Here is a 24,483-nt window from a genome sequence, read left to right as displayed (position 1 = left end):
TCGGCCCTGCGGGCGTGGCCTGCCGGCCCTTCCCGGACGGGTTCGACGGGCGACGAGCCGAATCCGGTGCCCGAGTGGGGACCATTCGGCCCTGGCTCCCCTGTGGATCACGGGGGAGGCTGGGGAGTCGGAAGCAGCAAGGGGCCCACGGGGGCTGGACGAAGGTGCGCATCATGGATCAGGAAGGCACACGGCGCTCCCACGGGCGCACCGGTGACGGCCAGGGTGCACGGCGCATGCGGGAGCTGGACCGCACCGAGGCGCTGCGGCTCCTGTCGACCGTGTCACTGGGACGCATCGTCTTCACTCAGCACGCCCTGCCCGCCGTCCGTCCGGTGAACCATCTGGTCGAAGGCCAGGACATCGTCGTCCGGATCCACGACGGCGGGGCCCTGGCCTCCCTGGTGGCACCCGCTGACACCACAGGGGTGGTGGTGGCCTACGAGGCGGACGTGATCGATCCCGACACCCACCTCGGCTGGAGCGTCGTCGTCACCGGCTACGCGTGCCCGGTGGCCGACGCCGACGAGGCCGACCGGTACGCGTCCCTGCTGCGGCCGTGGGTGGGAGCGCCGATGGCCAGTGCCCTGCGCATCCGCCCCGATCTGGTCACCGGATTCCGGCTGGAGGCGGCGGCGCCACCGTCGGTGCCGGTCACCGGGGCGTGACGGTCCTGGTGGGCGTCAGGTCCCGGTGTGCAGCGGCGCCCTCCACACGAGCCTGCTGCCCCCCTCGTCGGGAACCTCCACGGCGAAGGAACCACCCAGGTCCCGTGCCCGTTCGGCAAGGTTGCTCAGACCGCTCCGGCGTCCCTGTGGGGGGATGCCGACGCCATTGTCCGAGACGGTCAGCACGATCTCGTCGGCCCCCGCTTTGAGGTTCACCCCGACCCGGGTCGCCTGTGCGTGGCGCGCGGCGTTGCTGAGGAGTTCACCCAGCACCGCCATCACGTGGTCGGCGATCCGCGGCGGGACGTCGGTGTCGAGCAGCCCCTCCATGCTCAGGCGCGGCGGATGGCCGAGAGTGGTGGCGGCGTCACCGATCGCGCGGGCGGCGCGTGCCCGCAGCCCCGGTCCGCTCTCGCGGTCCTTGGTGCGGAGCCCGAAGATCGTCGAACGGATGATCTTGATGGTCTCGTCCAGGTCCTCGACGGCCCGGCCGACCCGTTCGGCCGCTCCTTCGTGCTCCACGAGACGGGCGGCGCTCTGCAAGGTCATACCGGTCGCGAAGAGGCGCTGGATGGCCAGGTCGTGCAGGTCGCGGGCGATCCGGTCGCGTTCTTCCAGCAGTGCTATCTGCTCGGCGTCCCGTCGTCTCTCCGCCAGCTCCAGTGCGATCGCCGCCTGGCCGGCGAAGGCGCCGAGCGGTTCCAGCTCGTTCTCCCCGAAGGCCGGCTCTCCCGCGGCGCGTGCGAGCAGCAGGACACCCCGGCTCTCCCTGCCGGCGGTGCCCAGCGGAACGGCGACGGCGGGCCCGAGGCCCTCCTGTACCTGGGGCTCGGCCGGGAAGCGCTCGTCGGCCGGTGCGTGGACGGCCGTGACGGGCCTCCCGGTCCGGTGCGCCGCCCCTGTGAGCGTGCCCGAGAAGGCAACGACGAGACCCTGCCGGGAGGCGCCGTCCGCACCGGCCGCGAACTCCACGACCAGGCCGTCGACGCCCGCGACGGGCATGGAGATGTCCGCCAGACCGGCCCCGGTGATCTCCTGCGCCCGGCGCGCGATGAGTTCCAGCACCGCCTGGCGGGAAGAGCCCGACAGCAGGCTCTCGGTGATCTCGGCATTGGCCTTGAGCCACCGCTGCTGGCGCTGAGAGCCCTCGTAGAGCCGTGCGTTGTCGATCGCCACTCCCGCCGCCACCGAGAGGGTGGCGATGACCGTCTCGTCCTCGGGGTCGAAATCGCCCCCGCCCCGCTTGTCGGTCAGGTAGAGGTTGCCGAACACCTCGTCGCGCACCCGGATCGGTACGCCGAGGAACGTGCGCATCGGCGGGTGGTGGGCCGGGAACCCGTACGACGACGTGTGCGCGCCGAGATCGGTGAGCCGCAGGGGTTCCGGATGATGGATGACCTCCCCGAGCAGGCCGTGACCGGCCGGAAGCGGACCGATCGCGGCGATCTCCTCCTCGCTGAGTCCCACGGTCAGGAACTGCGAGAGCGTACGGCCGTCGGGGCCGATGACCCCGAGCGCGCCGTAGTCGGCGTCGACGAGCAGCGCCGCGGCTTCCACGATACGGCGGAGAACCTGGGCGAGATCGAGTTCCCGCCCCACGGACACGACCGCCTCCAGCAGGCTGTGCACCCTGTCCCGGGTACTCCGCACGGCGTTGATGCGCACCTGGAGCTCGTCCAGCAGCTCGTCCAGCCGCATGCGAGGCACGTGATCCAACGGATCGCCCACGCCCACGTTCGTCTCCTCCGCCTGCCACCCAGCCCCCGGTCAGCCTTCAGCGTATCGACAGGCCCGAGCGGCAAGCGCCTGGCTCCGGGCCGGGCCTCGACGGCCCGGCGGGCGGCGGCGGTTCCCGCCCCCGGTCCCGGGGCGGGAACCGCCGTACGCCGTTGGTCAGGCGTGGCGGAAGACGAGGGTGCCCCAGTGGAAGCCGGCGCCGATGGCGGACACGACGTAGGTGTCTCCCGGGCGCAGGCGGCCCGTGGTGGCGGTGCGGTGGAGGGCCGTGAACATGCCGGCGGCGCCGGTGTTGCCGAGGAGGTCCAGTGTGATGGGGGCGCGATCGGCGGGGACCGCCAGTTGACGAAGCGTTTCCTCCAGGATGTTGATGTTGGCTTGGTGGAGGAAGTAGTGATCGATGTCGGCAGGATCGAGGCCGGCCTGACGGGTGGCGTTGGTGATGCTCTCCGGGAGGCGGGTGGTCGCGGTGTCCCAGACCGCGCGGCCGTCCATGGAGAGGTAGTGCGCGCCTGCCGTGAGGGTGGCGTGGCTGGTGGGCAGACGAGAGCCGCCGCCGGGGATCTGGACGTCGTAGGAGAGCTGTGAACCGAGGTCGAACGCGAGCAGTCCCGCTCCCTGGGTCCCGGTGCGGGTGAGGACCACGGCGGCAGCGGCATCGCCGAAGAACACCCCCGCGGTCCGGTCGCCGGGGCGGGTGACGCGGGAGGCGCAGTCGGCGGCGATGACGAGCACCGTGCTGATGGACGGGTTCTGCAGGAGGTGGGCGGCCAACAGCAGGGCGTGGACGCCGGACGCGCAGGCGGCCTGGGCCACGTCCAGGGCCAGCGCCCTGGTGGCGCCGAGGGCGTTCTTGACGATGAGCGAGGTGGAGGGGAGGGGCTGATCATGGGTGTAGCTGGCCACGATGATCGCGTCCAGGTCGGAGGGAGTGATTCGGGCGGCTGCCAGGGCGGGGTCGGCAGCGGCCACGCACATGTCGGAGGTGGCCAGTTCCGGGGCCAGACGGCGGCGTTCGCGGATCCCGGTGCGGGCCGTGATCCACGCGTCGGTGGTGTCCAGGGTCCGGGTGAGCTCCTCGTTGGTCACGATCGTCGGGGGCAGGTGGAGACCGGTGCCGGTGACCGCGAAGGGGACCGGGAGGCCGGCTCCGGTGTGGGTGTCGGTGGTCTGCTCTTGGGTGAGGGTCATGCGACGGTGCTCCGGTCGGCAGAGGTGAGGATCTCAAGGTCGGCGTAGAAGCGGCCGGAGGGGCGGGGCTGACCCAGCAGGATCCGGCGGGCGGCCTCGGCGGTGAGTGCGCCCCCGAGCGCGACGCCGGAGGCGAGCTGCGGCCAGCTGCTGAGCGTGGTGCCGATCTGCCCGATGGCGGCGCTCAGTTCGGGGCTGATGCGCTCGCGGTCGACCATCGTCAGGATGACGTCCACGGTCTGCTCGAAGGTGAGGCCGGTGAGGTCGGCGGAGGTGGTCTCGCCGAGCAGGCCGTGGAGGAGGGGCCGGTCGGGTTCCAGGTCGAAGCGTTCGACGTCGAGCAGGCCGCGGTCGTTCGCGTCCATCACGACCGGGATGCCCAGCGCCCGGGCGCGCTCGCGCGCGGCGAGCTTCACGTAGGGGGTGTCGCACTCCTCGACGAGCAGGTCGATGGGGCCCGCGCCGCCGGTGAAGAACTCCTCCATGGTGTCGTCGGTCAGACCGCCGGGATGGATCTCGATCTCCAGCCAGGGGTCGATCTCCAGCATCTGCCGGGCCGCGATCACGCACTTGTTCAGGCCCAGGTGGTGCACGCCGGCGCGCAGCCGGTTGAGGTTGGAGACACTGAGCGTGTCGAAGTCGGCGAGTTTGAACGCGCCGCCGATGCCCTCCATCGCGAAGGTCAGGGCCGCGCTGCTGCCGACCGAGAGGCCGATGATCCCGATGCGGCGGCCGAGGAGTCCGCGCTGCTGGGGGCGTTCGATGCGGCCCCGGTTGCGGTCGGTGCGGACGAGCCGGAACTCCTCCCGGGGCAGCAGGTGGACCAGGCGTCCGGACCACGGGTACCAGACCCAGGTCCCGTACTCATGGGTTCGGGTCCCGGCCAGCTGCTCGGCGACGGCCCGGTCCACCGCCTCCGGCGAGGAACGCAGGACCGGCTCGCGGCTGGTGATCAGTTCCCTCAACTGGTCATCGATCGTGTCCAGGACCTCGCGGACCCGGCCCGAGCCGAGCAGGGCGTCGAAGTCCCGCCGGTCCGGCTCGCGCCCCACATCGAACAGCACCGGCTGCCAGGACTCGTCGGTGGGCCCGAGTGCGGTGGCCGGTCGGGGCGCACCCTGCGCCAGGGACCCGGGCACGGTGGGCGCCAGCGGCTCACGGGGACCGTCGAGCCCGCTCCGCCGGGCCGGGACGATGACGGCCGGGAACGTCTCCTCCAATCGTTCGACGAGGTCGGTGTACTCGCCGGCCCGGTCCGCCGCCCGGTAGAGCATGATCACCACGTCCTCGGTGTACTGCCCGACGTACCGGCGCGTTCCCGGTACCGGGCGGAAGCCGAAACGTTCGTGGAAACGATCCTGCCCGTCGGCGGTGCCGGAGGTCCCGATCATCGCCTTGGCGCCCAGGCAGCGTGCGGCGGCGATGGCGGTGGCGTTCAGATGCACTCCCAGGCCCAGCTTCCGTGCCTGGTGCTCGACGACGAGACGGCTGTGCTCGAACGTTTCTGCTACGCCGAGGCCGTGCTCCCGCAGCACCTCCTCGTAGCGGTCCGCGCCCAGATACGCCCGGGACTGGAACAGCGCCCCCGTCTCCGGCGTCGAGAGCCTCACGTACCCCAGCGGCGGGCCGTCCGCTTCCCGCCTGCCGACGAAGTGCCAGGCACCGAAGTCCAGTTCCTGGTCGTCGGCGTACCCACCCTCCGGCGTACGGAAGTCGGGCCGACGGCCGCGGTCGAACAGGATCCTCGCCCTCAACTCCCTGATGCTCCCCACCAGCTCAGCCGCCTCCGGTTCCTCGCGCGGGACGCGGAACGCGGTCACGTGCCACGGCACACCCGGAGTCGTATGAACGTTCTTCATGGTCAGCCACCCCTTTTGACCAGCGCACACCACCCGGTTGCGCTCCGGGGCGTGCACCGGCGCACACCCAAGATCACAACGAGCGCCCCCTTGATCGGTTGCGCCGTGGAGAAGGAATCGGCCACGCTCGGGAAAGACTGAACCGTGGCAGTCGGCCGCGCGGGACGGGGGGACGTCGGTGAGGAGCAAGGTGCCGGTGCATGGAAGGCCGCCTCTGTCGGCTCCCGGGCTGCGGGGGTACCAGCGGTCGTGGTTCGGGCGGGACGCGTTGGCCGGCGTCACCGTGGCCGCCTACCTGGTGCCGCAGGTCATGGCCTATGCGGGCGTGGCAGGACTGTCACCGGTCGTGGGGCTCTGGGCGGTCCTGCCCGCCATGGTGCTCTATGCCCTGACCGGGTCTTCGCGTCTGCTGTCGGTGGGCCCCGAGTCGACCACCGCACTGATGACCGCCGCCGCCGTGGGACCGATCGCCGCGGGGGACCCCGGCCGGTACGCCGCCCTCGCCGCGGCGCTCGCCGTGATGGTCGGCCTGCTGTCGCTGGCCGCCTGGGCCGCGCGCCTCGGTTTCCTCGCGGACCTGCTCTCGCGGCCCGTGCTGGTCGGCTACCTCGCCGGCGTCGCGCTGATCATGATCGTCGACCAGTTGCCCCGGCTCACCGGAGTACGTACGACCGGTTCCGGGTTCTTCCCGGAGTTCTGGTCCTCCGTCCAGAACCTCGCCCGCATCCACTGGCCGACCGCCGCTCTGGCCTGTGGGGTCCTCGTCGTGCTCCTCGCGGCACCGCGGTACGGGCGGGCGGTCCCACGCCCCTTGCTGGCACTGGTTCTGGCCACGGTCGTGGTGGCGGCGTTCAGGCTTGACGACCGGTTCGGGATCGGAGTCATCGGATCCGTACCGTCCGGGCTCCCGACGCCCGGCCTCCCGCCGCTCGACGACCTGGCCCGGCTGCTGGTCCCCGCGCTGGGCGTTCTGCTCGTCGGTTACTCGGACGTGATCCTCACCGCCAGGGCCTTCACCGACCGCGGCGATCCGCTCTCGCTGGAACCCAATCGTGAACTGCTGGCCCTGGGAGCGGCGAACCTGGGATCGGCCGTCCTGCACGGGTTTCCCGTCAGCAGCAGTGCCAGCCGTACCGCGCTGGCCCGGTCGGCCAAGGCACACAGCCAGGCCTACTCGCTCGTCGCGGCGCTCGCCGTCCTGCTGGTGCTGCTCTTCCTGGGCCGACTCCTGGCCCACACGCCGAGCGCCGTCCTCGGCGCCATCGTCGTCTATGCCGCGCTACGCCTCATCGAAGTCGGCGAGTTCCGCCGCCTCGCGGCCTTCCGCCGACGTGAACTGCTGCTGGCTCTGGGGTGCCTGCTGGGGGTCCTGGCCCTCGGCATCCTGTACGGCGTCCTCGTCGCCGTGGCCCTCTCCGTCGTCGAACTGCTCGCCCGCGTGGCCCGTCCGCACGACGCCGTGGAGGGCACGGTCCCCGGACTCGCCGGCATGCACGACGTGGACGACTACCCGACGGCCCGGACCGTTCCGGGGCTGGTGATCTACCGCTACGATTCGCCGCTGTTCTTCGCCAACGCGGAGAACTTCCGCCGTCGCGCCCTGGCCGCGGTCGACGCGCAGACTTCCCCGACCCGGTGGTTCCTCCTGAACGCCGAGGCGAACGTCGAGGTGGACATCACCGCCCTGGACGCCCTGGACGCATTGCGCCAGGACCTGGAACAGCGGGGCATCGTCCTGGCCCTGGCGCGGGTCAAGCAGGAACTCCGGGAGGACCTCGACGCCTATGGGCTCACCGCGTCCGTGGGCGCCGAGCGCATCTACCCGACCCTGCCCACGGCCCTGGAGGCCTATCGGGCCTGGAGCCGTGAGGCCGGGAGGGAGCGGGCGTGAACCGGGCCACCGGTAGCGCGGGACGCAGGCTGCGCATGCGCTGGGCGAGGGTGGTGAAGTCGTCGACGTCGGCTCGCGGTCCGGGCGTCCGTCAGCCGACGAACGTCTCGCGGTAGACACTGGGCGGCACTCCGACGTGTGCCTTGAACAGGGTCCGGAAGTTGGCCGGGGTGCCCAGGCCGCAGTGGCGTGCGACGGCTTCGACCGTGAGGTCGCCGGTTTCGAGGAGTTCGCGTGCGCGGGCGAGGCGGGCGTCGAGCAGCCATCGCATGGGCGGCAGGCCGGTGTCGGTGTGGAAGCGGCGGATCAGGGTCCGGCGGGACGTGCCGGCCTGGCGGGCCAACTGATCGACGGTGAGCGGCTGGTGCAGGTTGCGCAGGGCCCAGTCGTACAGCGCGGGGTTCTCGGACGGCTCGGGTCGCACCGGCAGGTCGATGAACGGGGCCTGACCGCCGGTACGGTGCGGGGCGGCCACCATCATGCGGGCCTGCTGGTTCGCCAGGCGGGGGCCGTGGTCGCGGCGGATGAGGTGGAGGCACAGGTCCAGGCCGGAGGACACGCCGCCTGAAGTGAGCACCTGGCCCTCGTCGACGTACAGATCTTCGGGCACGACCGTCACGCTGGGGTACCGCCGGGCCAGTGCCCGCGCGTACAGCCAGTGCGTGGTGGCCCGGCGGCCGTCGAGCAGTCCGGCGGCGGCGAGGGCGAAGGCACCGGTGCAGATGGACGCCATGCGGGTGCCGCGCTCCGCCGCCTCCGCCAGTGCGGCCGTCACCTCGGCGCCGGGCCCGTCCGGCTCCAGCCCGTCCGGCTCCATGTAGCCCGGGACGATCACGGTGTCGGCGGATACCAGGGCGTCCAGACCGTGCGCGACGGACAGCGCGGGGCCACCGTGCACCGGGACGGGGCCGGGCCGTTCGGTGCAGACCGTGAGCGTGTACGGGCCGTCCCGCCAGCTGCCGAAGACCTGCCAGGGGATCCCGATGTCCAGCGCGAGGACGTTGTCCAGGGCCACCACAACCACGTGGTGTGCCCCGCCCGATGCCCGACCCGTCATGGCATGATTCTATCGCTCGATGGCACGAGTGCCACTGACAGATGGGTCCGGTACGCGCCTACGGTCGCCTCATGGATACTGAAGCCCGCCTCCTGCCGGCACTCCCGGACACCCCCATCGCCCGCGCCGCCGTCGAGCTCGTACTGTCGTGTGAGAGCGAGCCCGTCGCCAACCACAGCATCCGCAGCTACGTGTTCGCCGCGCTGCTGGCCGAACACGAGGGGCTGAAGCCGGGCACCGACTTCGACGCCGAACTCCTCTTCCACGCCTGCGTCCTGCACGACCTCGGGGCCTCGCCGTCGGCCCCGGGCCAGGCGCGCTTCGAGGTCGAAGGCGCCGACATGGCCGCCCGGTTCCTCACCGAACACGGCTACGGCGCCGACAAGACCGACCCGGTGTGGGAGGCGATCGCCCTGCACACCTCGGACGGCATCGCCGAACGCCGTGGCGTGCTCGCCTACCTCACCCGCCGGGGCATCGGAGTCGACATCGGCTTCGGAACCGAGTTCGTCACCGACGCCCAGGGCGAGGCGCTCCACGGCCGCTACCCGCGCCTCGACATGGCCACCGTGCTGGTCGACGACGTCGTACGGCAGGCCGCCCGCTCCCCGCAGGCCGCCGGCCTCTACACCCTCCCCGGCGAATTCCTCCGCGAGCGCGGCGAACCCGGCGCCGTCACCGCCCTCGAACGCGCGGCGTGGGCCTCCCGCTGGGGCTCCTGACCCCGACACCGCGCCGCAGGGCACAACGTCGGCACCGGGCACTCTCCGCCGGACCGGTGTGCACCGGATCCCCGCGAACCTCGCGCGTCGACGGCAGGCTCTGGTGCGCGTCGTCCGGGCGTACGCGTCAACTGCTCGCGCGGGAAGGGCTGTCGATGGCGCCCAGGTGTGCATCGATCAGGGCGAAGGTGGCTTCGGGTTGTTCGATGTGGGGCAGGTGGCCTGCCTCGGGAATGATGTGGAGGCGGGCGTTGGCGAAGGCGGCTGCGTAGGCGGCGCCGTAGGCCGGGGTGACGATCCGGTCGGCGGCTCCCCACAGCAGCAGGGCCGGGACGTGTACGCCCGCAAGGCGGCGCAGCAGCTTGGGATCGTGCATGTAGGGGTCGCCCGCGAAGGTGCGCAGGGCGGCCATGTCGGCTTGCCGGGCCGTGAGTTGTGCGGCAGGCACCGTCGTGGGGTCGACGAAGTACCGATCCGAGTCGTGCCAGGCGTGGTCGGCGATGCCGCGGCCGTCGAGGGCGAAGAAGTCGACGACCGGTTCGTCCTCGACGTGCACGCCCACCGAGTCGATCAGGACGAGCCCCGAGATGAGGCCGGCCGTGTCCCGGACGGCCATCTCCGCGGCGACCCAGCCGCCGAACGAGGAGCCGACGACCACGACGTCACGCAGCCCCTGCTCGTGGAGGTGGCGGAGGTAGGTGAGGGCGAGATCGTCCACGCCGGTGAACCAGGCGGGCCGCGGGGTGCCCTGCCAGCCGGGGTGTACCGGCGCGATGACCCGGGTGCTCCGGGCGAGGTGGCCGATGAGACCGGCGATGGTGGCCGGGCCTCCGCCGCCGTGCAGCACCAGGACGGGCCTGCCGTGGTCGCTGCCCGTCTCGGTCAGGGTCAGCGGCAGGTCTGGATGCGGGGTGATGGTGCGTGTGGAAGTCATGACCAGCACTCTAACTAAAGATGTTTATATAAGCTAGCTTTGTTGCGGGTTAAGCTGGAGCCATGCACAACGAACTGCAAACCCTCGGCAGGGCGGTCAAACAGGCCCAGTACCGCCAGCACCGCGCTCTGGAGGGCGGGTTGGCGGCGATCGGCACCACGCTCGCCCAGTGGGACGCCCTTCGGGCGATCGGCAACGCGCTCGGGGCCTCTGCCCGAGAGCTGGCCGCCGCCACGTTCCAGAGCGAGCAGGCCTTCGGCACGCTCGCCTCCCGTCTGGTCGCGCAAGGCCTGGTCGTGCGCCGACCCGGCCATGGCCGCCGTATCGAGCACCACCTCACACCTGAGGGTGAGCGCGTCCTGAAGGAAGGCCATCGCGTCGCCGACGAGGTGCTGGCCTCGTGCTTCTCGGCGCTGCCCGCGGCCGACCGCAGCACCCTGCTCGCGCTGTTGCAGCGCCTCACCTCCGGCGAGGAGGCGTAACCGGTTCGCTGCGGTCGCCCGGAATTCAGTGGCGCCGTGTTCCCGTGGGCCGTTAGCGTGCTCCCGCCCGCAGTCGCCCCCGGCAAGGACGTGCCGATGTACACCAAGTGAGATCCCCGAGCGCTGAACCGTCGCGCGTCGCACCTGTGCGCCGCGCTCCCTTTCGCTGCCGTCTTCTCACTGAAACCGGTGTATCTCCATGTCCAGCACCTGGGTGGTCGTTCCCACCTGCCTGCCGATCGTTCTCCGCCGTTGCCGCGGGTGCCCCTTCGGGCACTTCCGTGCGCACGGCACGTTCCGCGTCAACGCGCACCACAAGCTCCTCGGCCCGGGTGTCGCGGGTCGAAGCGACCGGCCGGCCTGGCAGTCGCCGTACGGTCCCCCCTCGCACCGGGCGCACCGCGGCCGGTGGGCCCCCGTACCGGGGGTGGCGAATCCCCGGTCCTCCTTGCCGCGCGAGTACCTGTGCGGCCGGTGCGACTGATCAACGCGGGGCCTGTCCGGCGGGTTCCGACCCGCTGGGCGGGCCGGCGGCCTCAGCTCACCTGGACCGTGACCGTGTGGCCCGGGGCCACGACCGGGGTCACATAGGTGTACGTCGCTCCGTCCACCACCTTGGTGCGGGCGGGCCGGGCCACGCCGTCGACCGTGACCGTGGTGTACGTACCGGGGAAGCGGGCCTCCCAGGTGTATGAGGAGCTGCCCGAGGTGTGGGTGAGCGAGGACTTCGTCGCCCCGTCGTGGCGCAGCGCGAAGACCGATCCGCCGACCTGGAGGTCGTCGATCCGCAGCCAGTCCATGCCCGACGGCAGTCGGGACTGGGTGCTCAGGGCGTGCGCGGGCGCGTTGGGGGTGACCCCCATCAGTCCCTCCACGGTCTGGCCGAGCAGGGTGAAGGAGACCTCGGGGTAGTCCCCGTTGGTGCCCTGCTTGGTGTTCACGTGCTGGATGTCCTTGTGGTCGTAGACGTCCTTCATCCACTTCCAGCCGGTGTCGGCGCGGTTGTTGCGGAAGAAGGTGTCCGGCAGGTAGGTGAGGGCCTCGATGTTGGAGGGCCGGCCCGGGCCGGAGGCCTGCTGGTCGATGTAGTCCAGGTAGGCCTCGCGGCGGGCCCCGGGCTCGATGATCTGCTTCATCGGCATGAACCAGCTGTTCTCCTTGCCCCAGCCGGTCAGGGCGCGGCCGTCCGTGGTGTAGCCGCGCACCATGTCCGCGCCTGAACCGGTGCCGCTCCAGGTGGAGTTGAAGTACGTCTTGAGGTCCCGGGCCTTGGCCTCGTACCGGTCGGCGAGCGCGCGGTCCCCCTTGGAGCGGGCGAGCGAGGCCACCGCCAGGTACGCCTGGTACTGGGAGCCGATCGCGTCGCCGGCCTCGGCGAGCGGCTCGCCGCTCTGCTCGTTGTAGCTCGCGGTGCCCTGGAAGATGCCCTGGCCGGTGCCCTCGGCCACCTTGACCGCGCCGTTGTCCTTGAGGCCGTCGTGCAGGGTGACGAACTCGTCGGTGGCGTGCCGGTAGAAGTCCCACAGCGCCGGGTCGTCGACGTAGGCGCGGTCCCCGCTCCAGCGGTACGCCTCCTCGGACTTCTGCACCAGCTCGAAGGTGGCGGGCACCTCGCGGACGAAGTTCGTCGGGCTCTTGTAGTCGATCGCGAGGTAGGTCCTGGTGTCGAAGTTCAAGGCCCACGCCGGGTAGTACTTGTGCGCGGGGGTGGCCGAGGCGGCGAAGGAGCGGAGCATCGCCTTGTTCTCCGCATTCAGGGCGAGGACCCCGGCCCCGGCCAGCTGATGGGCCATGTCGCGCGAGTAGTAGCCGCTGCGGTTGGCGTAGCCGGCCCAGTAGGAGGCGGCGTAGGTGCCGCTGCCGCTGCCGGAGGTGTGGTTCTCGTCCACGTTGAGCGGGCCCTGGGTGCCCGGCAGCTGGACCCAGCTGTTGGCCTTGCGCTTCGACCAGTCGAACATCTCGACGATCTTCGGGTCGGAGGAGGTGATCTTCGGGTCCGCGGGGGAGGCGGGGGAGAGCATCACGTCGTCGGCGTTGACCCAGCCGTCCCCCGACTCGAAGGCGATCTCCAGCGTGTCGCCGGGGGCGAGCGCGATCCGGCTCAGCGTGTAGCGCCGGTAGTTCGTCGCGCTCGGCAGGGTGAGCGCGGCGGCGACGGCGCCGTTGACGCGGGCGACGTACCGGCCGTTCGGCCCGCCCGTCGCGACCCAGGCGGATATGTCGTACGCCCCCCGGGCCGTGGCCGTCACGGTCTGGGACACCTTCATCCCCGGCCCGGCGTCGAGGTAGACGAGGCGTGACCCGCCGTGCGGGTAGTTGGTGGCGACTCCCGTACCGGAGGTGAACTGCCATCCCGTACCGCCCTGTTCGAAGCCCGGGTCGGCGACCGCGAGCGGGGCGGGTACGGCCGGTGCGGTCGGCGCGGCCGGTGCGGCCACGGCCGCCTGGCCGCCGAGGGCGAGCGGGGTGAGCGGGAGGAGCAGGGCGAGGGCGGACAGGAGCGACACACGGGAACGCGTCATCGGGTTCTCCCTGAGGGGGCGGGCGGAGCAGGGCGGGCGGCACGCTAGCAATCCCGCCGGAAGTTTTGCAATGAGCTTGTCAGGAATCGATGCAGGATCGAACTGAAAGTTTTCATCGGAGTATTGCAAGTCGAGAGAGTGGCTGGTTACAGTCCTGGCCAGTCGGCTTCGGCAACGGTGCGAGCAGGGGTGGGTCAGGCATGGAACTGGAACGTCGCAGAGTGCTGCGGATGGGCGGCGCGATCGCCGCGGGGGCCGGACTGACCGGCCTGACCGCCTGTTCCGGTACGGGCGGTACGGGCGCCACGGGCCAGGGCGGGAGCGCGGGGGAGCAGGACAAGGGCAGGATCTCGGTCTGGTCCTGGCAGGGTCCCGCGGCCGAAATGAAGGCCCTCGTACCGGAGTTCAACAAGAAGTACCCCGGGATCGAGGTGACGGTCGAGGACATCGGCAACCCGGCGATCTGGGACAAGATCACCACGGGGCTCGCGGCCGGCGGCCAGGGCCTCGCCGACGTCCTGCACATCGGGGTCGACTACCTGCCGGGCTACGTCGAGAAGTTCCCCGGCGGCCTCGCCGACCTCGGCCCCCTCGGCGCGGGCGCCCACCGGAACGCCTTCGCGCCGGGCATGTGGCAGACCGTTTCCCCCGACGGCAAGCGCGTCAACGCCCTGCCGTGGGAGGCGAATTCGGCGGGCTTCTACTACCGCGCCGACCTCTTCGAGAAGGCCGGGGTCGACGCAGGCGCCCTCCAGACCTGGGAGGAGACCATCGAGGCGGGCAAGGCGATCAAGGCGAAGACCGGCGCCCACCTGCTGGGCATCGACAAGCCCGCCTCACAGGCCGACGCCGCCAACTTCTTCCAGATGCTGCTCCAGCTCCAGGGCGCCTTCTACTTCAGCCTCTCCGGGGACATCACGCTCGACTCCCCGGAGGCCGTGAAGGCCCTGACCCTCATCAAGACGATGAACGACGCAGGCCTGGTCAGCGATCTCGCCGGCGGCTGGAACACCCTGATGAGCTCCCTGAAGCAGGGGACCGCGGCCGTCCTGCCCATGCCCACCTGGTTCGGCGGCATCATCCAGGAACAGGTCCCCGAGGAAGCGGGCAAGTGGAAGGTCCGCCTTCCCCCGGCCGTCCGCCGGGGCGGCTCCACCGCGGCCACGGTCAACTCCACCCACCTCGCCGTCGCGGGCAGCAGCAAGCACCAGGCCGCCGCCTGGTCCTTCGTCGAGTTCGTCCTCACCCGCCCGGCCTCCCAGGTGCAGATCTACAAGGGCAAGGGCATCGCCCCCGCCCTGATGGCGGCCTACGACGACGCGGTCTTCCACGAGCCGTCCCCCTTCTTCAGCGGCCAGAAGAAGGGCGAGGTCTTCCTGGAGGCCCTCAAGGCCCCCTCGTCCGCCTTCAATTACACCGCCGACTACGCCCGCGCCCTCAAGCTCGTCACCGACGCCCAGTCCAAGGTGCTGCTGGGCGGCGCGGACCCGGCGAAGGTGCTCAAGGAGGCCGCCGACCAGCTCGCCCGGCAGACCGGACGCAAGGTCTCCCGATGACCGCCACGCTCACCGGCAGCGCCGCCCGGGCCGTGCCCTCCGCGGGGACGGCCCCGCGGCCCCGGCCGCGCCGGCGCGTGGCACCGTACCTCTTCGTCCTGCCCGCCCTGGCCCTCTTCGCGGTCTTCAAGCTCTACCCCATCGGCCGGTCCTTCGTGATCAGCCTGCACAAGACCGTCGGCGGGACCGACCGCTTCGTCGGCGCCGACAACTACGAGCGGCTGCTCCACGATCCGCTGTTCTGGACCGCCCTGAAGAACACCGCGGTGATCCTCGTCGTCCAGGTGCCGGTCATGCTGGCCCTCGCCACCGGGCTCGCCGTCGCCCTGAACTCCACCCTGCTGCGCGGCCGCGCGGTCTTCCGGCTCGGCTTTTTCCTGCCCATGGTCACCGGCCTGGTCGCCTACGGGATCGTCTTCTCCGTCCTGCTCAACAAGGACTACGGGCTGGTCAACTGGCTGACGGGGCTCGCCGGCCTGGATCCCGTGCCGTGGCTGACCGACCCCCTGTGGGCGAAGATCTCCCTCGGTCTCGCGCTGACCTGGCACTACACCGGGTACAACGCGGTGATCCTGCTAGCCCGCCTCCAGTCCGTGCCCGCCGAGCTGTACGACGCGGCGGCCGTGGACGGGGCCGGCGCCTGGACCTCCTTCCGCCACGTCACCCTGCCCGGCCTGCGCCCCGCACTGCTGCTCACCACGGTGCTCTCCACCATCGGCACCCTGCAGATCTTCGACGAGCCGTACGTGCTCACCGGCGGCGGACCGGACAACGCCACCCTGACCATCGGCGTGTACCTCTACCAGAACGCCTTCAAATACTTCGACTTCGGATACGCCTCCGCCATCGCCTACGCCCTGGCCGTGCTCATCGGCATCCTCGGCGTGATCCAGTTCCGCTTCCTGGGGGAGAGGTCATGACCGCCGCCCGCCACCGCGGCCGGAGCATCCTGCTCAGCTCCGGACTCGCCATCGCCCTGGCCGTCGTCCTGATCCCGTTCTACTGGCTCGTGGTCGCCGCCACGCACAGCTCCCGGGAGATCTTCGACAGCCCGCCGCCGCTGCTGCCCGGCGGCCACCTGGGGGCCAACCTCAACACCCTTCAGAACACCGCCCAGTTCGGCCGGGTCGTCCTCAACTCCCTGCTCATCGCGGTGGTGTACACGCTCTGCGCGGGCGCCGTCTGCGCGCTGGCCGGATACGGCTTCGCCAAGTACCGCTTCCGCGGCCGCGAGGCGCTGTTCGGGCTCCTCATGCTCGGACTCGTGATCCCCGCCCAGGTGACCCTCGTACCGCTCTTCCAGATGATGGCCGAGCTGCACTGGCTGAACACGTACCAGGCCGTGATCATGCCCAATCTGGCCCTGCCCTTCGGCATCTTCCTGATGCGCCAGTCGATGGCCGCGCTCCCCGACGAACTCCTCGACTCCGGGCGGATGGACGGCTGCGGCGAACTGCGGCTGTTCTGGAAGGTGGTGCTCCCGCCCATGAAGCCCGCCCTGGCCGCCTTGGCGATCTTCCTCTTCCTCTACCAGTGGAACGACTTCATCTGGCCGCTGATCGTCCTGCGCGACAGCGCCTCGTTCACCGTCCCGGTGGCCCTGGCCGCCCTCCAGGGCCTCGACGAGACCGACTACGGAGCGATCCTCGCCGGAACCGCGGCCGCGGCGATCCCCATGGCCCTCGTATTCCTGGCGCTCCAGCGCCACTTCGTGTCCGGCCTGCTCGCCGGCGCCGTGAAGGAGTGACCGTGCACACCACCACCGCCCCGACGGACGCCGCCGAGGCCGTGACCACCGCGGGCCTGGCACCCGCCCAGGGCGAGCCGCTGCTCGACGGGGTCTCGCTCGCGGTCCTCGCCCACGCCACCGACGCCCACCCCACCTGGACCCTGGGCGAACTCCCCGGCGGGCTACGGCTGCTGGAGGTAGGGGCCGACGGCGCCCCCGTCGAGATCCGTTTCTCCGTGCCCCTCGGCGACGCCGCCGGGTACTGGCACCCGCAGGGCGGCTGGCGGCGCACCCTCCTCGCCGACTGGGAGGGCCGCTCCCGGGTCTCGCTGGTCGACGGACACGCCGCCGGATGCCTCTACGACCACACCGGCGCCACCCTGCTCACCTTCGCCGCCGCCGACCCCGTGCCCGAGGCGGCGCTCCGGTTCGGTGTGTCCGAGGAGAACGACACCCACGTCGTCCACCTCCGCCTGCCCGCCTCGCACCACGCCCACCGGATCCTGCTCGTCCCCCGCTCGCCGTCGGTCGCGCGGGCCATGCGGGCCCTGCGCGGCTGGTTCGCCGCCGCGTCCGCCCCCGCGCCGGTGCCCGACGCGGCCCGCACCCCCGTCTACTCCACCTGGTACGCCTTCAACCAGGACGTCAGCGCGGCCGCCGTGGAGACCCAGGCCGAACTGGCCGCCGGACTCGGCTGCGGAGCGCTGATCCTCGACGACGGCTGGCAGGAACTGGGCCACGGGCGCGGATACGCCGGCTGCGGCGACTGGGAGCCCGACCGGGCCAAGTTCCCCGACTTCGCCGGGCACGTGGCCCGGGTCCGGGCCCACGGGCTGAGCTACCTCGCCTGGGTCGCGCCCCTGCTGCTCGGCCCCGGAGCCGCCTGCCACGGCCAGTGGGCGGCCGCCGCGCCCGCGCCCGCCACCGTGCCCGGCGCGCACGTGCTCGACCCCCGCCGCCCCGAGGTGCGCGCACACGTCGTGGGGCTCTGCGTCCGGCTGGTCCGCGCGTACGGGCTCGACGGACTGAAGCTCGACTTCCTCGACCAGGCCATGGTCTACGCGGGCGACGGCGCGGGAGACGTCGGACGGGCCATGGTGGTCCTGCTGACGGAACTGCGCGCCGCGCTGGAGACCGTACGCCCTGGTGTACTGCTGGAACTGCGCCAGCCCTACACGGGACCCGGCATGGCCCCCTTCGGCAATATGCTGCGCTCCTTCGACTGCCCGGCGGACGCGACCGCGAACCGGGTCCGCACCCTCGACACCGCGCTGCTCGCCGTCGGCGGCGCCGTCCACTCCGACATGCTCCTGTGGTCGCCGGACGCGCCCGTGGCCGCGGTGGCCCGGCAGCTGATCGGGGCCCTGCACTCGGTGCCGCAGATCTCCGTACGCCTCGACCGCCTGCCGGCGGCGCACCGGGAGGCGGTCGGCTTCTGGCTCGGGCGGTGGCGCCTGCACCGCGAGCTGCTGCTCGACGGGGAGGTGGAACCGGGCCGGCCCGACGAGCTGTACCCCCTCGTGCGGGCGAGCGCCGGGGACCACTGCCTGCTCAGCGTGCACGGCGACCGGGTCGTCCCGCTGGACTTCTCCGCCCACCGGCACTTCCTCCTGGTCAACGGCTCGGACCGGGACCGGGTGATGGTCGAGGTGCGGGGCGCCGGGGGCGGCGTCCGGGGCGTGGTCCACGGGCCGGACGGCCGTATCATGGACGGTCCGCCGACGTATCTGCCGGTGGGAGCACGCTCACTGTCCGTGCCGCGCGGCGGTCTGGCATCGCTCACGATCACGGAAGGACCGCGATGAAGGTCGGGATCACCGAGGTCGCAGCCCGCGCCCAGGTCAGCGAGGCGACCGTCAGCCGGGTGATCAACCGGCGCCAGGGCGTGTCGAAGAAGACCCGGGACGCGGTCGAGCAGGCCATGGCCGAGCTCGGCTACGAACGCCAGACGCAGGGCCAACTGGTCGCGGTCATCACCGAGTTCGTGTCCAACCCGTTCTTCGCGGATGTGGCCGAACGCATCGAGTCGGCGCTCGCCCCGCACGGACTGAAGACGGTCCTGTGCCCCGCCTTCCCGGGCGGAGTGCAGGAGCGGGACTTCATCTCGGCGCTCGTCGACAAGGGGGTCGCGGCCGTCGTCTTCCTGTCCGCGTCCAACACCGTCGAGGGCGCCGACACCGAGACGTACGAACTGCTGCGCCAGCGCCGCGTCCCCTACGTCGGGATCAACGGCGAGTTCGCGGACGGGGTGCCCACCCCGGTCTTCTCCACGGACGACGCGCTCGCCGCCGAACTGGCCGTCGACCACCTCCACCGCCTGGGCCACCGCAGGATCGGGATGGCCTCGGGGCCGGCGGGTAACCAGCCCGCCGACCGCCGGGTGCGGGGCTTCCTGGCATCCATGGCCAAGCGGGGCATCGAGGACCCGGAGAGCTGGGTGGTACGCCAGTCGTACACGGTGGAGGGCGGCCAGGCCGCCGTCGGTCCGCTGCTGGCGCTGGGCGCCACCGCGATCGTCGCGGCCAGTGACTACATGGCGCTCGGCGCGATCCGGGGCGTCCGCCGCCAGGGGCGCTCGGTGCCCGGGGACGTGTCCGTCGTGGGCTACGACGGCTCGGCCATCACCGAGTTCACGGATCCGCCGCTGACCACGGTGCGCCAGCCCGCCGACCGGCTGGCGCTGGAGGTGGGCCGGAGCGTGCTGGCGCTGGTCAGCAACCGGGACGTACCGACGGGGGAGCTGTTGTTCGACCCGGAGCTGGTGATCCGCGCCACGACCGGGCCCGCCCCCGGGGAGCGCGGGGGCGGGTCCTGATCAGTCCTTCCGGTGCTCGGGCTCGTGCGTCTGCTCGGGGCGGGCGGCCAGGGTGCGCCGGACCTGGTCCAGGAGGGCGCTCGCGTCCGGCTGGGCGCCGGACCGGCCGGTGGGTTCGTCGGCGCCCCGGAGCGCGTCGACGATCTCCTTGAACTGGTCGTCCCAGTCGTTCTGGTAGACCTGCTCGTGCTCCTCGGCGCCGCCCGGCTGGCGGAGCCCCAGGGTGAGGTCGACGACCTTGCCGATGAGCGCGGTCATGCCGAAGGAGAAGAGGCCGAGCACGAGCACGGCCACCAGCTGCTTGCCCAGCAGGTCCCAGCCGCCGCCGTAGAACAGGCCCTTCTTGCCGGTCATCGCGCCGGTCGCCGCGAGGCCGGCCATCAGCATGCCGAACAGGCCGCCCCAGCCGTGGATGCCGACCACGTCGAGGGTGTCGTCCACGCCGAAACGGTACTTCCAGCTGATCGCGAATGCGCAGGTCAGACCGGCCAGGAAGCCGATGACGACGGCCCACGTCATGCTGACGCCGCCCGCCAGCGGGGTCGTCGCGACCATGCCGGTGACCGCGCCCATGGACATGTCGAGCAGCCCGACCTTGCGGGTGCGCAGGTAGACGGTCACCGCCCAGCCGGCCATCGCGGCGCCCGCAGCCAGCTGGGTGTTCATCACGCCCATCGCCGCGGCGCCGGGCGTGCCCAGCGACGAGCCGGTGTTGAAGCCGAACCAGCCGAACCAGAGCAGGGCGAGGCCGATCACGACCAGCGGCAGGTTGTGCGGACGGATCTTCGTCCGCTCGAAGTCCTGCCGCTTGCCCGCCACGAGCGCCAGGGCCAGTCCGGCCGCTCCGGAACTCAGCTCGACGACCGTACCGCCCGAGAAGTCGACCGCGCCGACCTGTTTGCTGACCCAGCCGTCGGGCGCGAACACCCAGTGCGCCATCGGAATGTAGACCAGCAGGGTCCAGGCACCGACGAAAGCCATCCAGCCCTTCATCGTGGCCCGCCCGGCGACCGAACCACTGATCAGGGCGACGGTCACGATGGCGAACGACATGTGGAAGACCGAGAAGATCACGGTGGGGACGCCGTCGGTCGTGCTGTCCGTGCCGACGCCGGTCATGAACAGATGGTCCAGTCCGCCGATCAGCCCGTGCCCTCCGGCGTCCGGGCCGAAGGCGAGGGAGTAGCCGACCGAGAACCAGATGATGGTCACGACCACCAGGCACAGGAAGCACATCTTGAGCATCGCGATGACCTGGCTGGTCTTCACCATGCCGCCGTAGAAGAACGCCACTCCCGGTGCCATCAGCAGCACCATGGCGGACGCCATCATCAGCCAGGCGGAGTTGCCCGAATCCACCGGGGCAGCGCTCAGGGCGGGAGCGGCCAGGGCGCCGGACATCAGGGTGGGAGTCACTTCTCGTTCTCCCGTCGCTCCAGCACCTCGCGCAGTTCGGCGAGCAGCCGGTGGTCGGCGGCGGCGGGGTCCGCTCCCTGCCGGTCCGCGCCGACCGTCACCGGGACCCGGGCCTGGACCAGACGCGAGCGGATCTCGGCGATGGTCTCGTCGTCGTAGGCCTGCTCCTCCTCCTGGCCGGGGACGTGCTCGTACTCCTCGTCGGCGCGGAAGCCGATGGTCTTCTCGATCACCTTGGCGATCAGCCAGGTCGCCGAGAAGGAGAACGCCGCGCAGGCGAGCACTGCGACGGCCTGCCGCCAGAGCAGATCGCCGCCGCCCCCGTAGAACAGGCCCTTCTTGCCGCTCATCTGGGCGGTGGCGAACAGGCCGATGGCCAGCGTCCCCACGATGCCGCCGAAGCCGTGCACCCCGACCACGTCCAGGGTGTCGTCGTAGCGCAGCTTGTACTTGAAGTTGATCGCGAAGGCGCAGACCACACCAGCCATGAAGCCGACCGCCAGGGCGCCGGCCGGGGAGATCTCACCGCAGGACGGGGTGATCGCCACCATGCCCGCCACCGCCGCACCGGCGACGCCGAGCATCTCGACGTGCCCCAGCTTCCACTTCTCGATCAGCGGCCAGCCCACCATCGCACCGGCGGCGGCGAGCTGGGTGTTGAAGAAGGCCATGGGGGCGGTGCCGCCGGTCTGCAGGGCGGAACCGGCGTTGAAGCCGAACCAGCCGAACCAGAGCAGGGCCAGGCCGATCACGACCAGCGGCAGGTTGTGCGGGCGGATGGCCTCCCGCTCGAAGTCCTTGCGCTTGCGGACCACGATCGCCACGGCGAGCCCGGCCGCGCCGGAGTTGATCTCCACCGGGAGGCCGCCCGCGAAGTCCAGGGCACCCAGGTGCGCAATGACCCATCCGTCCGGGGCGAACACCCAGTGCGCCATCGGCACGTACACCAGCAGCGTCCACGCGACCACGAAGCAGAGCCAGCCGCGCATGGTGGCGCGTCCCGCTATGGAGCCGCTGATCAGTGCCACGGTGATGATGGCGAACGCCATCTGGAAGCCGGAGAAGATCACGGTGGGGATGCCGGTGGAGCCCCAGAGGCTCGTCATCCCGACGTCGTGCATCATCCAGTGCGCGGGCGTGCCGATCAGACCCAGGCCGCCGACGTCCTTGCCGAAGGCCAGGCTGTAGCCGATGGCCAGCCAGAGCAGGGTGACGAGGGCCAGGCAGACGAAGCTCATCTTGAGCATGACCAGGACGTGTTTGGTCTTGACCATGCCGCCGTAGAAGAAGGCGAGGCCGGGGGTCATCAGCAGGACCATGGCGGTGCTCGCCATCAGCCATGCGGTGTTGCCTGTATCGAGGGTGGTGGGCATCCGGGTCTCTCTGGGTCGGGGGCGCCATGGGACAGCATCGAATTCCACAATCCGGAATTTGTATTCCGTATGGAGGGAACCTAGGGTCGTGGCGCATTCCCGTCAACGACTTGTTGAAGGCCTTGGACGTTTCTTTAGGCGAGCTTGGAAAGCGGCTCAGGGAACGGCTCAGGAAGCGGGCTCAGAACGCGCAGCTCGCGGCGACCGGCGTGCCGGCGCGCCGGGCGTCCATCCAGGCGATCGCATCGTCCAGCGGTGCATCGCTGATGGTGTGCCCCTGGTCGGGGTAGTACGTGAACTCCAGGGGCACGCCCTTGTCGCACAGCTCCCGGGCGAGCGTCCGGTTGAGGTTGCTCAGTACGTCGTTCCCGCCCTGCGGCAGCAGCACCGGGACCTTGGTCGTGGCCTCGTTGGCGGCGCTGGCCTTGAGCGTGGCGTTCAGCGGCCCCAGATCGGCGCCGGGGCGCAGGATGTCCGCGGGGGCCGGGACCACGGTCTCGCCCGACATGCAGGGCTCCGTCCACATGCGGTCCGCGGCGGCCAGCGCGTCAGGGGTGAGGAGCGCGGCGGGCTTGACCGCCGGGTCGGCCGCCGAGGCCCCGTCGATGAGCGTCAGCAGCATCCCGGCGTAGGGAGTGGCCACCGGGCTCTGCTGGGCGAACAGGGCGGGCATCCACTCGAACCCGACCGCCGGCGCGTTGGCCACCACGCCCTTGAGATCGACTTCGGGCGCGTAGCCGGCGGCGTAGTGCGCGGTCCACAGCGCCGCGTGCCCGCCCTGCGATCCGCCGTAGACGAGCGTGGTCGCCGCCGCCCCCGGGTCGATCCTGTGAGCGGCGCGCAGGATGTCGAGAGTGGCGTACGCGGCGGACTTGCCGCCCAGGTACGGGTGCCTGACCCCGGTCACCCCCAGGCCGATGTAGTCGGGCTGCGCGACGACGAAACCGCGCGCGAGGAGTTTCGCGACCGGGCTGGTGTCCGCCAGCCCGGCGAAGGCGGGCATGCGGGACGGGCTGCACGTCGAGCCGATGCCCATGGTGCCGTGGTCCACGGCGGCAACGGGCCGCCCCCCGGCGGGCGCGGGCCCGTCCGGAACGCTCACCAGTCCGCTCGCGGCCACCGGCTTGCCGTCGGTCCCGGTGCTCAGGTACATCACCAGGAAGGTGTGCGACGGCACCGTCAGCGTCGACTCCGGCGGCGCGTACGGGCGTTGGCGGATCACCGTGCCCGGCTTGCCCGGGGGCAGCGGCTTCGGCGGGTCGTAGAACGCGTCGCCCTCGGGTACGGGCGTGCTCGCGGCCGGCCGGTCCGGCACCCGGCCGTCACCGGCCCGGCTGCAGCCCGACAGGGCCAGCGCCGCGAGGATCGCACCGGCGACGGCCCAGCGGGACGCGCGGACCAGGGCCGCCGCGCGCCTGCCGGGGCCGCCCCGCGGGCCCGGCGGTGCACTCGGGGGGAGCGGAAGGGTTCGTATCGTGCCGGGGAGGTGGCTCTGTCCGTGCGTCACAGGCGCACCAGACCGGCCACATCGCCGCTGCGGCGCATCGGCGCGTGCATCGGCGAGATCGGGTCCCCGTAGGACTCCTGGGCGATCCGCTCCTTGGCGAGCCTGGCGGCACGCTCCGGATTCATGCGCGAAAAGCTAGCCGAGTTCACTTTTCCCGTCTACGGTCCCGGACTCAGGGGAGGTGTGCCGCATGCGCCGTGGAGGTCAGCACCGGCAGCCGACTGTCCTGCTCGAAGGTCCGGAGCAGGTCCGCCGCGACGCTCAGTGCGATCGTGGCCGGTTCCTTGCCGGTGATACCGGTCATTCCGATCGGGGTCTTGATCCGGTCGATGGTGGCGGGGTCGTGACCGCCCTCGGTGGACAGGCGGTGGCGGAACCGCGCCCATTTGGCGGAGGAGCCGATCAAGCCGATCGAGCCGAGACCGGGAATGCGCAGGGCGGCGTCGCACAGGGCGGCGTCCTCGGCGTGGTCGTGGGTCATGATCAGGACGTGGGTGCCGGGCGGCAGTTGGGTGAGGGCCTCCTCCGGAAGCAGCGGGGTGTGGTGCACGTGGACCTGCGCCACCGCGTCCGCGAGCACGCCGAGCCGTTCGTCGGCGAGCATGTCGGGCCGGGTGTCGATCAGGTGGAGGTCGAGGTGGTGGCGGGCCAGGATGCGTGCCAGTTCCAGACCGACGTGCCCGACGCCGAAGACGGCCACCGCCTGGACCACCGGCAGGGGTTCGAGCAGCACGGTGACGGCTCCGCCGCAGCATTGCACGCCGTGCCGGCCGGTGACCTTGTCGTTGAGGGCGAATTCCATCAGCTCCGGCTCCGGATCAGCCGTGTCGTTCAGCTCGCGCGCCCGGTCGATGGCGACGGCTTCGATGTTGCCGCCGCCGATCGAACCCCACGTCTCGGTCCGGCCCACGACGAGTTTGGCACCGGCCCGGCGCGGCGCGTGGCCGCGCACGGTCGCGACGGTCACGAGCACGCCGGGTTCCCGGCCTGCCCGCAACCGTGCGACCGCGGCCACCCAGCTCAT

Annotated in this window: 20 protein-coding genes and 1 pseudogene; 10 read left to right on the top strand and 11 right to left on the bottom strand. The window is 71.4% G+C overall.

Annotation, left to right across the window (positions count from 1 at the left end):
- Positions 1-173: 173 nt before the first annotated feature.
- Positions 174-668 (top strand): pyridoxamine 5'-phosphate oxidase family protein, encoded by a 495-nt coding sequence (locus tag OHS33_RS03145; protein ID WP_330328832.1) that lies wholly within the window; start codon positions 174-176, stop codon positions 666-668.
- 15 nt (positions 669-683) lie between these two features.
- On the opposite strand, the gene OHS33_RS03140 is transcribed toward OHS33_RS03145, so the two are convergent.
- The 3 genes from OHS33_RS03140 to OHS33_RS03130 form a co-directional block, all read right to left on the bottom strand.
- Positions 684-2,366 (bottom strand): GAF domain-containing sensor histidine kinase, encoded by a 1,683-nt coding sequence (locus OHS33_RS03140; protein ID WP_330328831.1) that lies wholly within the window; start codon positions 2,364-2,366, stop codon positions 684-686.
- A gap of 195 nt (positions 2,367-2,561) precedes the next feature.
- Positions 2,562-3,596, bottom strand: a complete 1,035-nt coding sequence (locus OHS33_RS03135) for a 3-oxoacyl-ACP synthase III family protein (RefSeq protein WP_330328830.1) — start codon at positions 3,594-3,596, stop codon at positions 2,562-2,564.
- Positions 3,593-5,455, bottom strand: a complete 1,863-nt coding sequence (locus OHS33_RS03130; protein ID WP_330328829.1) for a ThiF family adenylyltransferase — start codon at positions 5,453-5,455, stop codon at positions 3,593-3,595. Before OHS33_RS03130 ends, OHS33_RS03135 begins: the two co-directional genes overlap by 4 nt.
- Before the next feature lie 196 nt (positions 5,456-5,651).
- Between OHS33_RS03130 and OHS33_RS03125 the strand changes: the two genes are divergently transcribed.
- Positions 5,652-7,346, top strand: a complete 1,695-nt coding sequence (locus OHS33_RS03125; protein ID WP_330328828.1) for a SulP family inorganic anion transporter — start codon at positions 5,652-5,654, stop codon at positions 7,344-7,346.
- Between the two features lie 91 nt (positions 7,347-7,437).
- Here OHS33_RS03125 and OHS33_RS03120 read toward each other — a convergent pair whose 3' ends face one another.
- Positions 7,438-8,403: a GlxA family transcriptional regulator gene (locus tag OHS33_RS03120; RefSeq protein ID WP_330328827.1), complete on the bottom strand. Its 966-nt coding sequence runs from the start codon at positions 8,401-8,403 to the stop codon at positions 7,438-7,440.
- A gap of 71 nt (positions 8,404-8,474) precedes the next feature.
- Between OHS33_RS03120 and OHS33_RS03115 the strand changes: the two genes are divergently transcribed.
- On the top strand, positions 8,475-9,125 hold the full coding sequence (locus tag OHS33_RS03115; RefSeq protein ID WP_330328826.1) for an HD domain-containing protein: 651 nt from the start codon (positions 8,475-8,477) through the stop codon (positions 9,123-9,125).
- Positions 9,126-9,252: 127 nt separating this feature from the next.
- Here OHS33_RS03115 and OHS33_RS03110 read toward each other — a convergent pair whose 3' ends face one another.
- A complete protein-coding gene (locus OHS33_RS03110) occupies positions 9,253-10,059 on the bottom strand; it encodes an alpha/beta fold hydrolase (protein ID WP_330328825.1) in 807 nt (268 codons plus the stop codon).
- Positions 10,060-10,121: 62 nt separating this feature from the next.
- Between OHS33_RS03110 and OHS33_RS03105 the strand changes: the two genes are divergently transcribed.
- Both OHS33_RS03105 and OHS33_RS39775 read left to right on the top strand, forming a co-directional pair.
- A complete protein-coding gene (locus OHS33_RS03105; protein WP_330328824.1) occupies positions 10,122-10,541 on the top strand; it encodes a MarR family winged helix-turn-helix transcriptional regulator in 420 nt (139 codons plus the stop codon).
- Positions 10,542-10,740: 199 nt separating this feature from the next.
- A pseudogene (locus OHS33_RS39775) lies at positions 10,741-10,866 on the top strand (DUF1062 domain-containing protein); the annotation flags it as partial.
- A 211-nt stretch (positions 10,867-11,077) separates the two neighbouring features.
- Here the strand turns inward: OHS33_RS39775 and OHS33_RS03100 are convergent.
- Entirely contained in the window at positions 11,078-13,063 is a 1,986-nt protein-coding gene (locus tag OHS33_RS03100) for a hypothetical protein (RefSeq protein WP_330328823.1), read from the bottom strand.
- 200 nt (positions 13,064-13,263) lie between these two features.
- On the opposite strand from OHS33_RS03100, the gene OHS33_RS03095 reads away from it, so the two are divergent.
- From OHS33_RS03095 to OHS33_RS03075, 5 genes are read left to right on the top strand one after another with little or no spacing between them, the layout of a single operon-like run.
- On the top strand, positions 13,264-14,619 hold the full coding sequence (locus tag OHS33_RS03095) for an ABC transporter substrate-binding protein (protein WP_330328822.1): 1,356 nt from the start codon (positions 13,264-13,266) through the stop codon (positions 14,617-14,619).
- A complete protein-coding gene (locus OHS33_RS03090; RefSeq protein ID WP_330328821.1) occupies positions 14,616-15,539 on the top strand; it encodes a carbohydrate ABC transporter permease in 924 nt (307 codons plus the stop codon). The genes OHS33_RS03095 and OHS33_RS03090 overlap by 4 nt, the downstream gene beginning before the upstream one ends.
- The gene (locus OHS33_RS03085; protein ID WP_330328820.1) at positions 15,536-16,366 is read left to right on the top strand and encodes a carbohydrate ABC transporter permease; all 831 of its coding nucleotides are present in this window, start codon (positions 15,536-15,538) and stop codon (positions 16,364-16,366) included. Before OHS33_RS03090 ends, OHS33_RS03085 begins: the two co-directional genes overlap by 4 nt.
- 2 nt (positions 16,367-16,368) lie before the next feature.
- Entirely contained in the window at positions 16,369-18,153 is a 1,785-nt protein-coding gene (locus tag OHS33_RS03080; RefSeq protein WP_330328819.1) for a glycoside hydrolase family 36 protein, read from the top strand.
- Positions 18,150-19,163: a LacI family DNA-binding transcriptional regulator gene (locus OHS33_RS03075; RefSeq protein WP_330328818.1), complete on the top strand. Its 1,014-nt coding sequence runs from the start codon at positions 18,150-18,152 to the stop codon at positions 19,161-19,163. Before OHS33_RS03080 ends, OHS33_RS03075 begins: the two co-directional genes overlap by 4 nt.
- Here OHS33_RS03075 and OHS33_RS03070 read toward each other — a convergent pair whose 3' ends face one another.
- The 5 genes from OHS33_RS03070 to xdhC all read right to left on the bottom strand — a co-directional run bounded on the left by OHS33_RS03070 (position 19,164) and on the right by xdhC (position 24,483).
- Entirely contained in the window at positions 19,164-20,579 is a 1,416-nt protein-coding gene (locus OHS33_RS03070; protein WP_330328817.1) for an ammonium transporter, read from the bottom strand. It lies immediately after the preceding gene.
- Positions 20,576-21,952, bottom strand: a complete 1,377-nt coding sequence (locus OHS33_RS03065; protein ID WP_330328816.1) for an ammonium transporter — start codon at positions 21,950-21,952, stop codon at positions 20,576-20,578. Before OHS33_RS03065 ends, OHS33_RS03070 begins: the two co-directional genes overlap by 4 nt.
- A 181-nt stretch (positions 21,953-22,133) precedes the next feature.
- Positions 22,134-23,459 (bottom strand): lipase family protein, encoded by a 1,326-nt coding sequence (locus OHS33_RS03060; RefSeq protein WP_330328815.1) that lies wholly within the window; start codon positions 23,457-23,459, stop codon positions 22,134-22,136.
- Positions 23,456-23,584 carry a hypothetical protein gene (locus OHS33_RS03055; protein WP_330328814.1) on the bottom strand — a complete coding sequence of 43 codons (129 nt, stop codon included), beginning with the start codon at positions 23,582-23,584 and terminating at the stop codon, positions 23,456-23,458. Before OHS33_RS03055 ends, OHS33_RS03060 begins: the two co-directional genes overlap by 4 nt.
- A gap of 47 nt (positions 23,585-23,631) precedes the next feature.
- On the bottom strand, positions 23,632-24,483 hold the full coding sequence (gene xdhC / locus OHS33_RS03050) for a xanthine dehydrogenase accessory protein XdhC (RefSeq protein WP_330334885.1): 852 nt from the start codon (positions 24,481-24,483) through the stop codon (positions 23,632-23,634).

The sequence above is a fragment of the Streptomyces sp. NBC_00536 genome (assembly GCF_036346295.1).
GTDB lineage: Bacteria > Actinomycetota > Actinomycetes > Streptomycetales > Streptomycetaceae > Streptomyces.
Note: the sequence above shows the minus strand (reverse complement) of the source record. Positions and strands in the feature narration are given on the sequence as shown.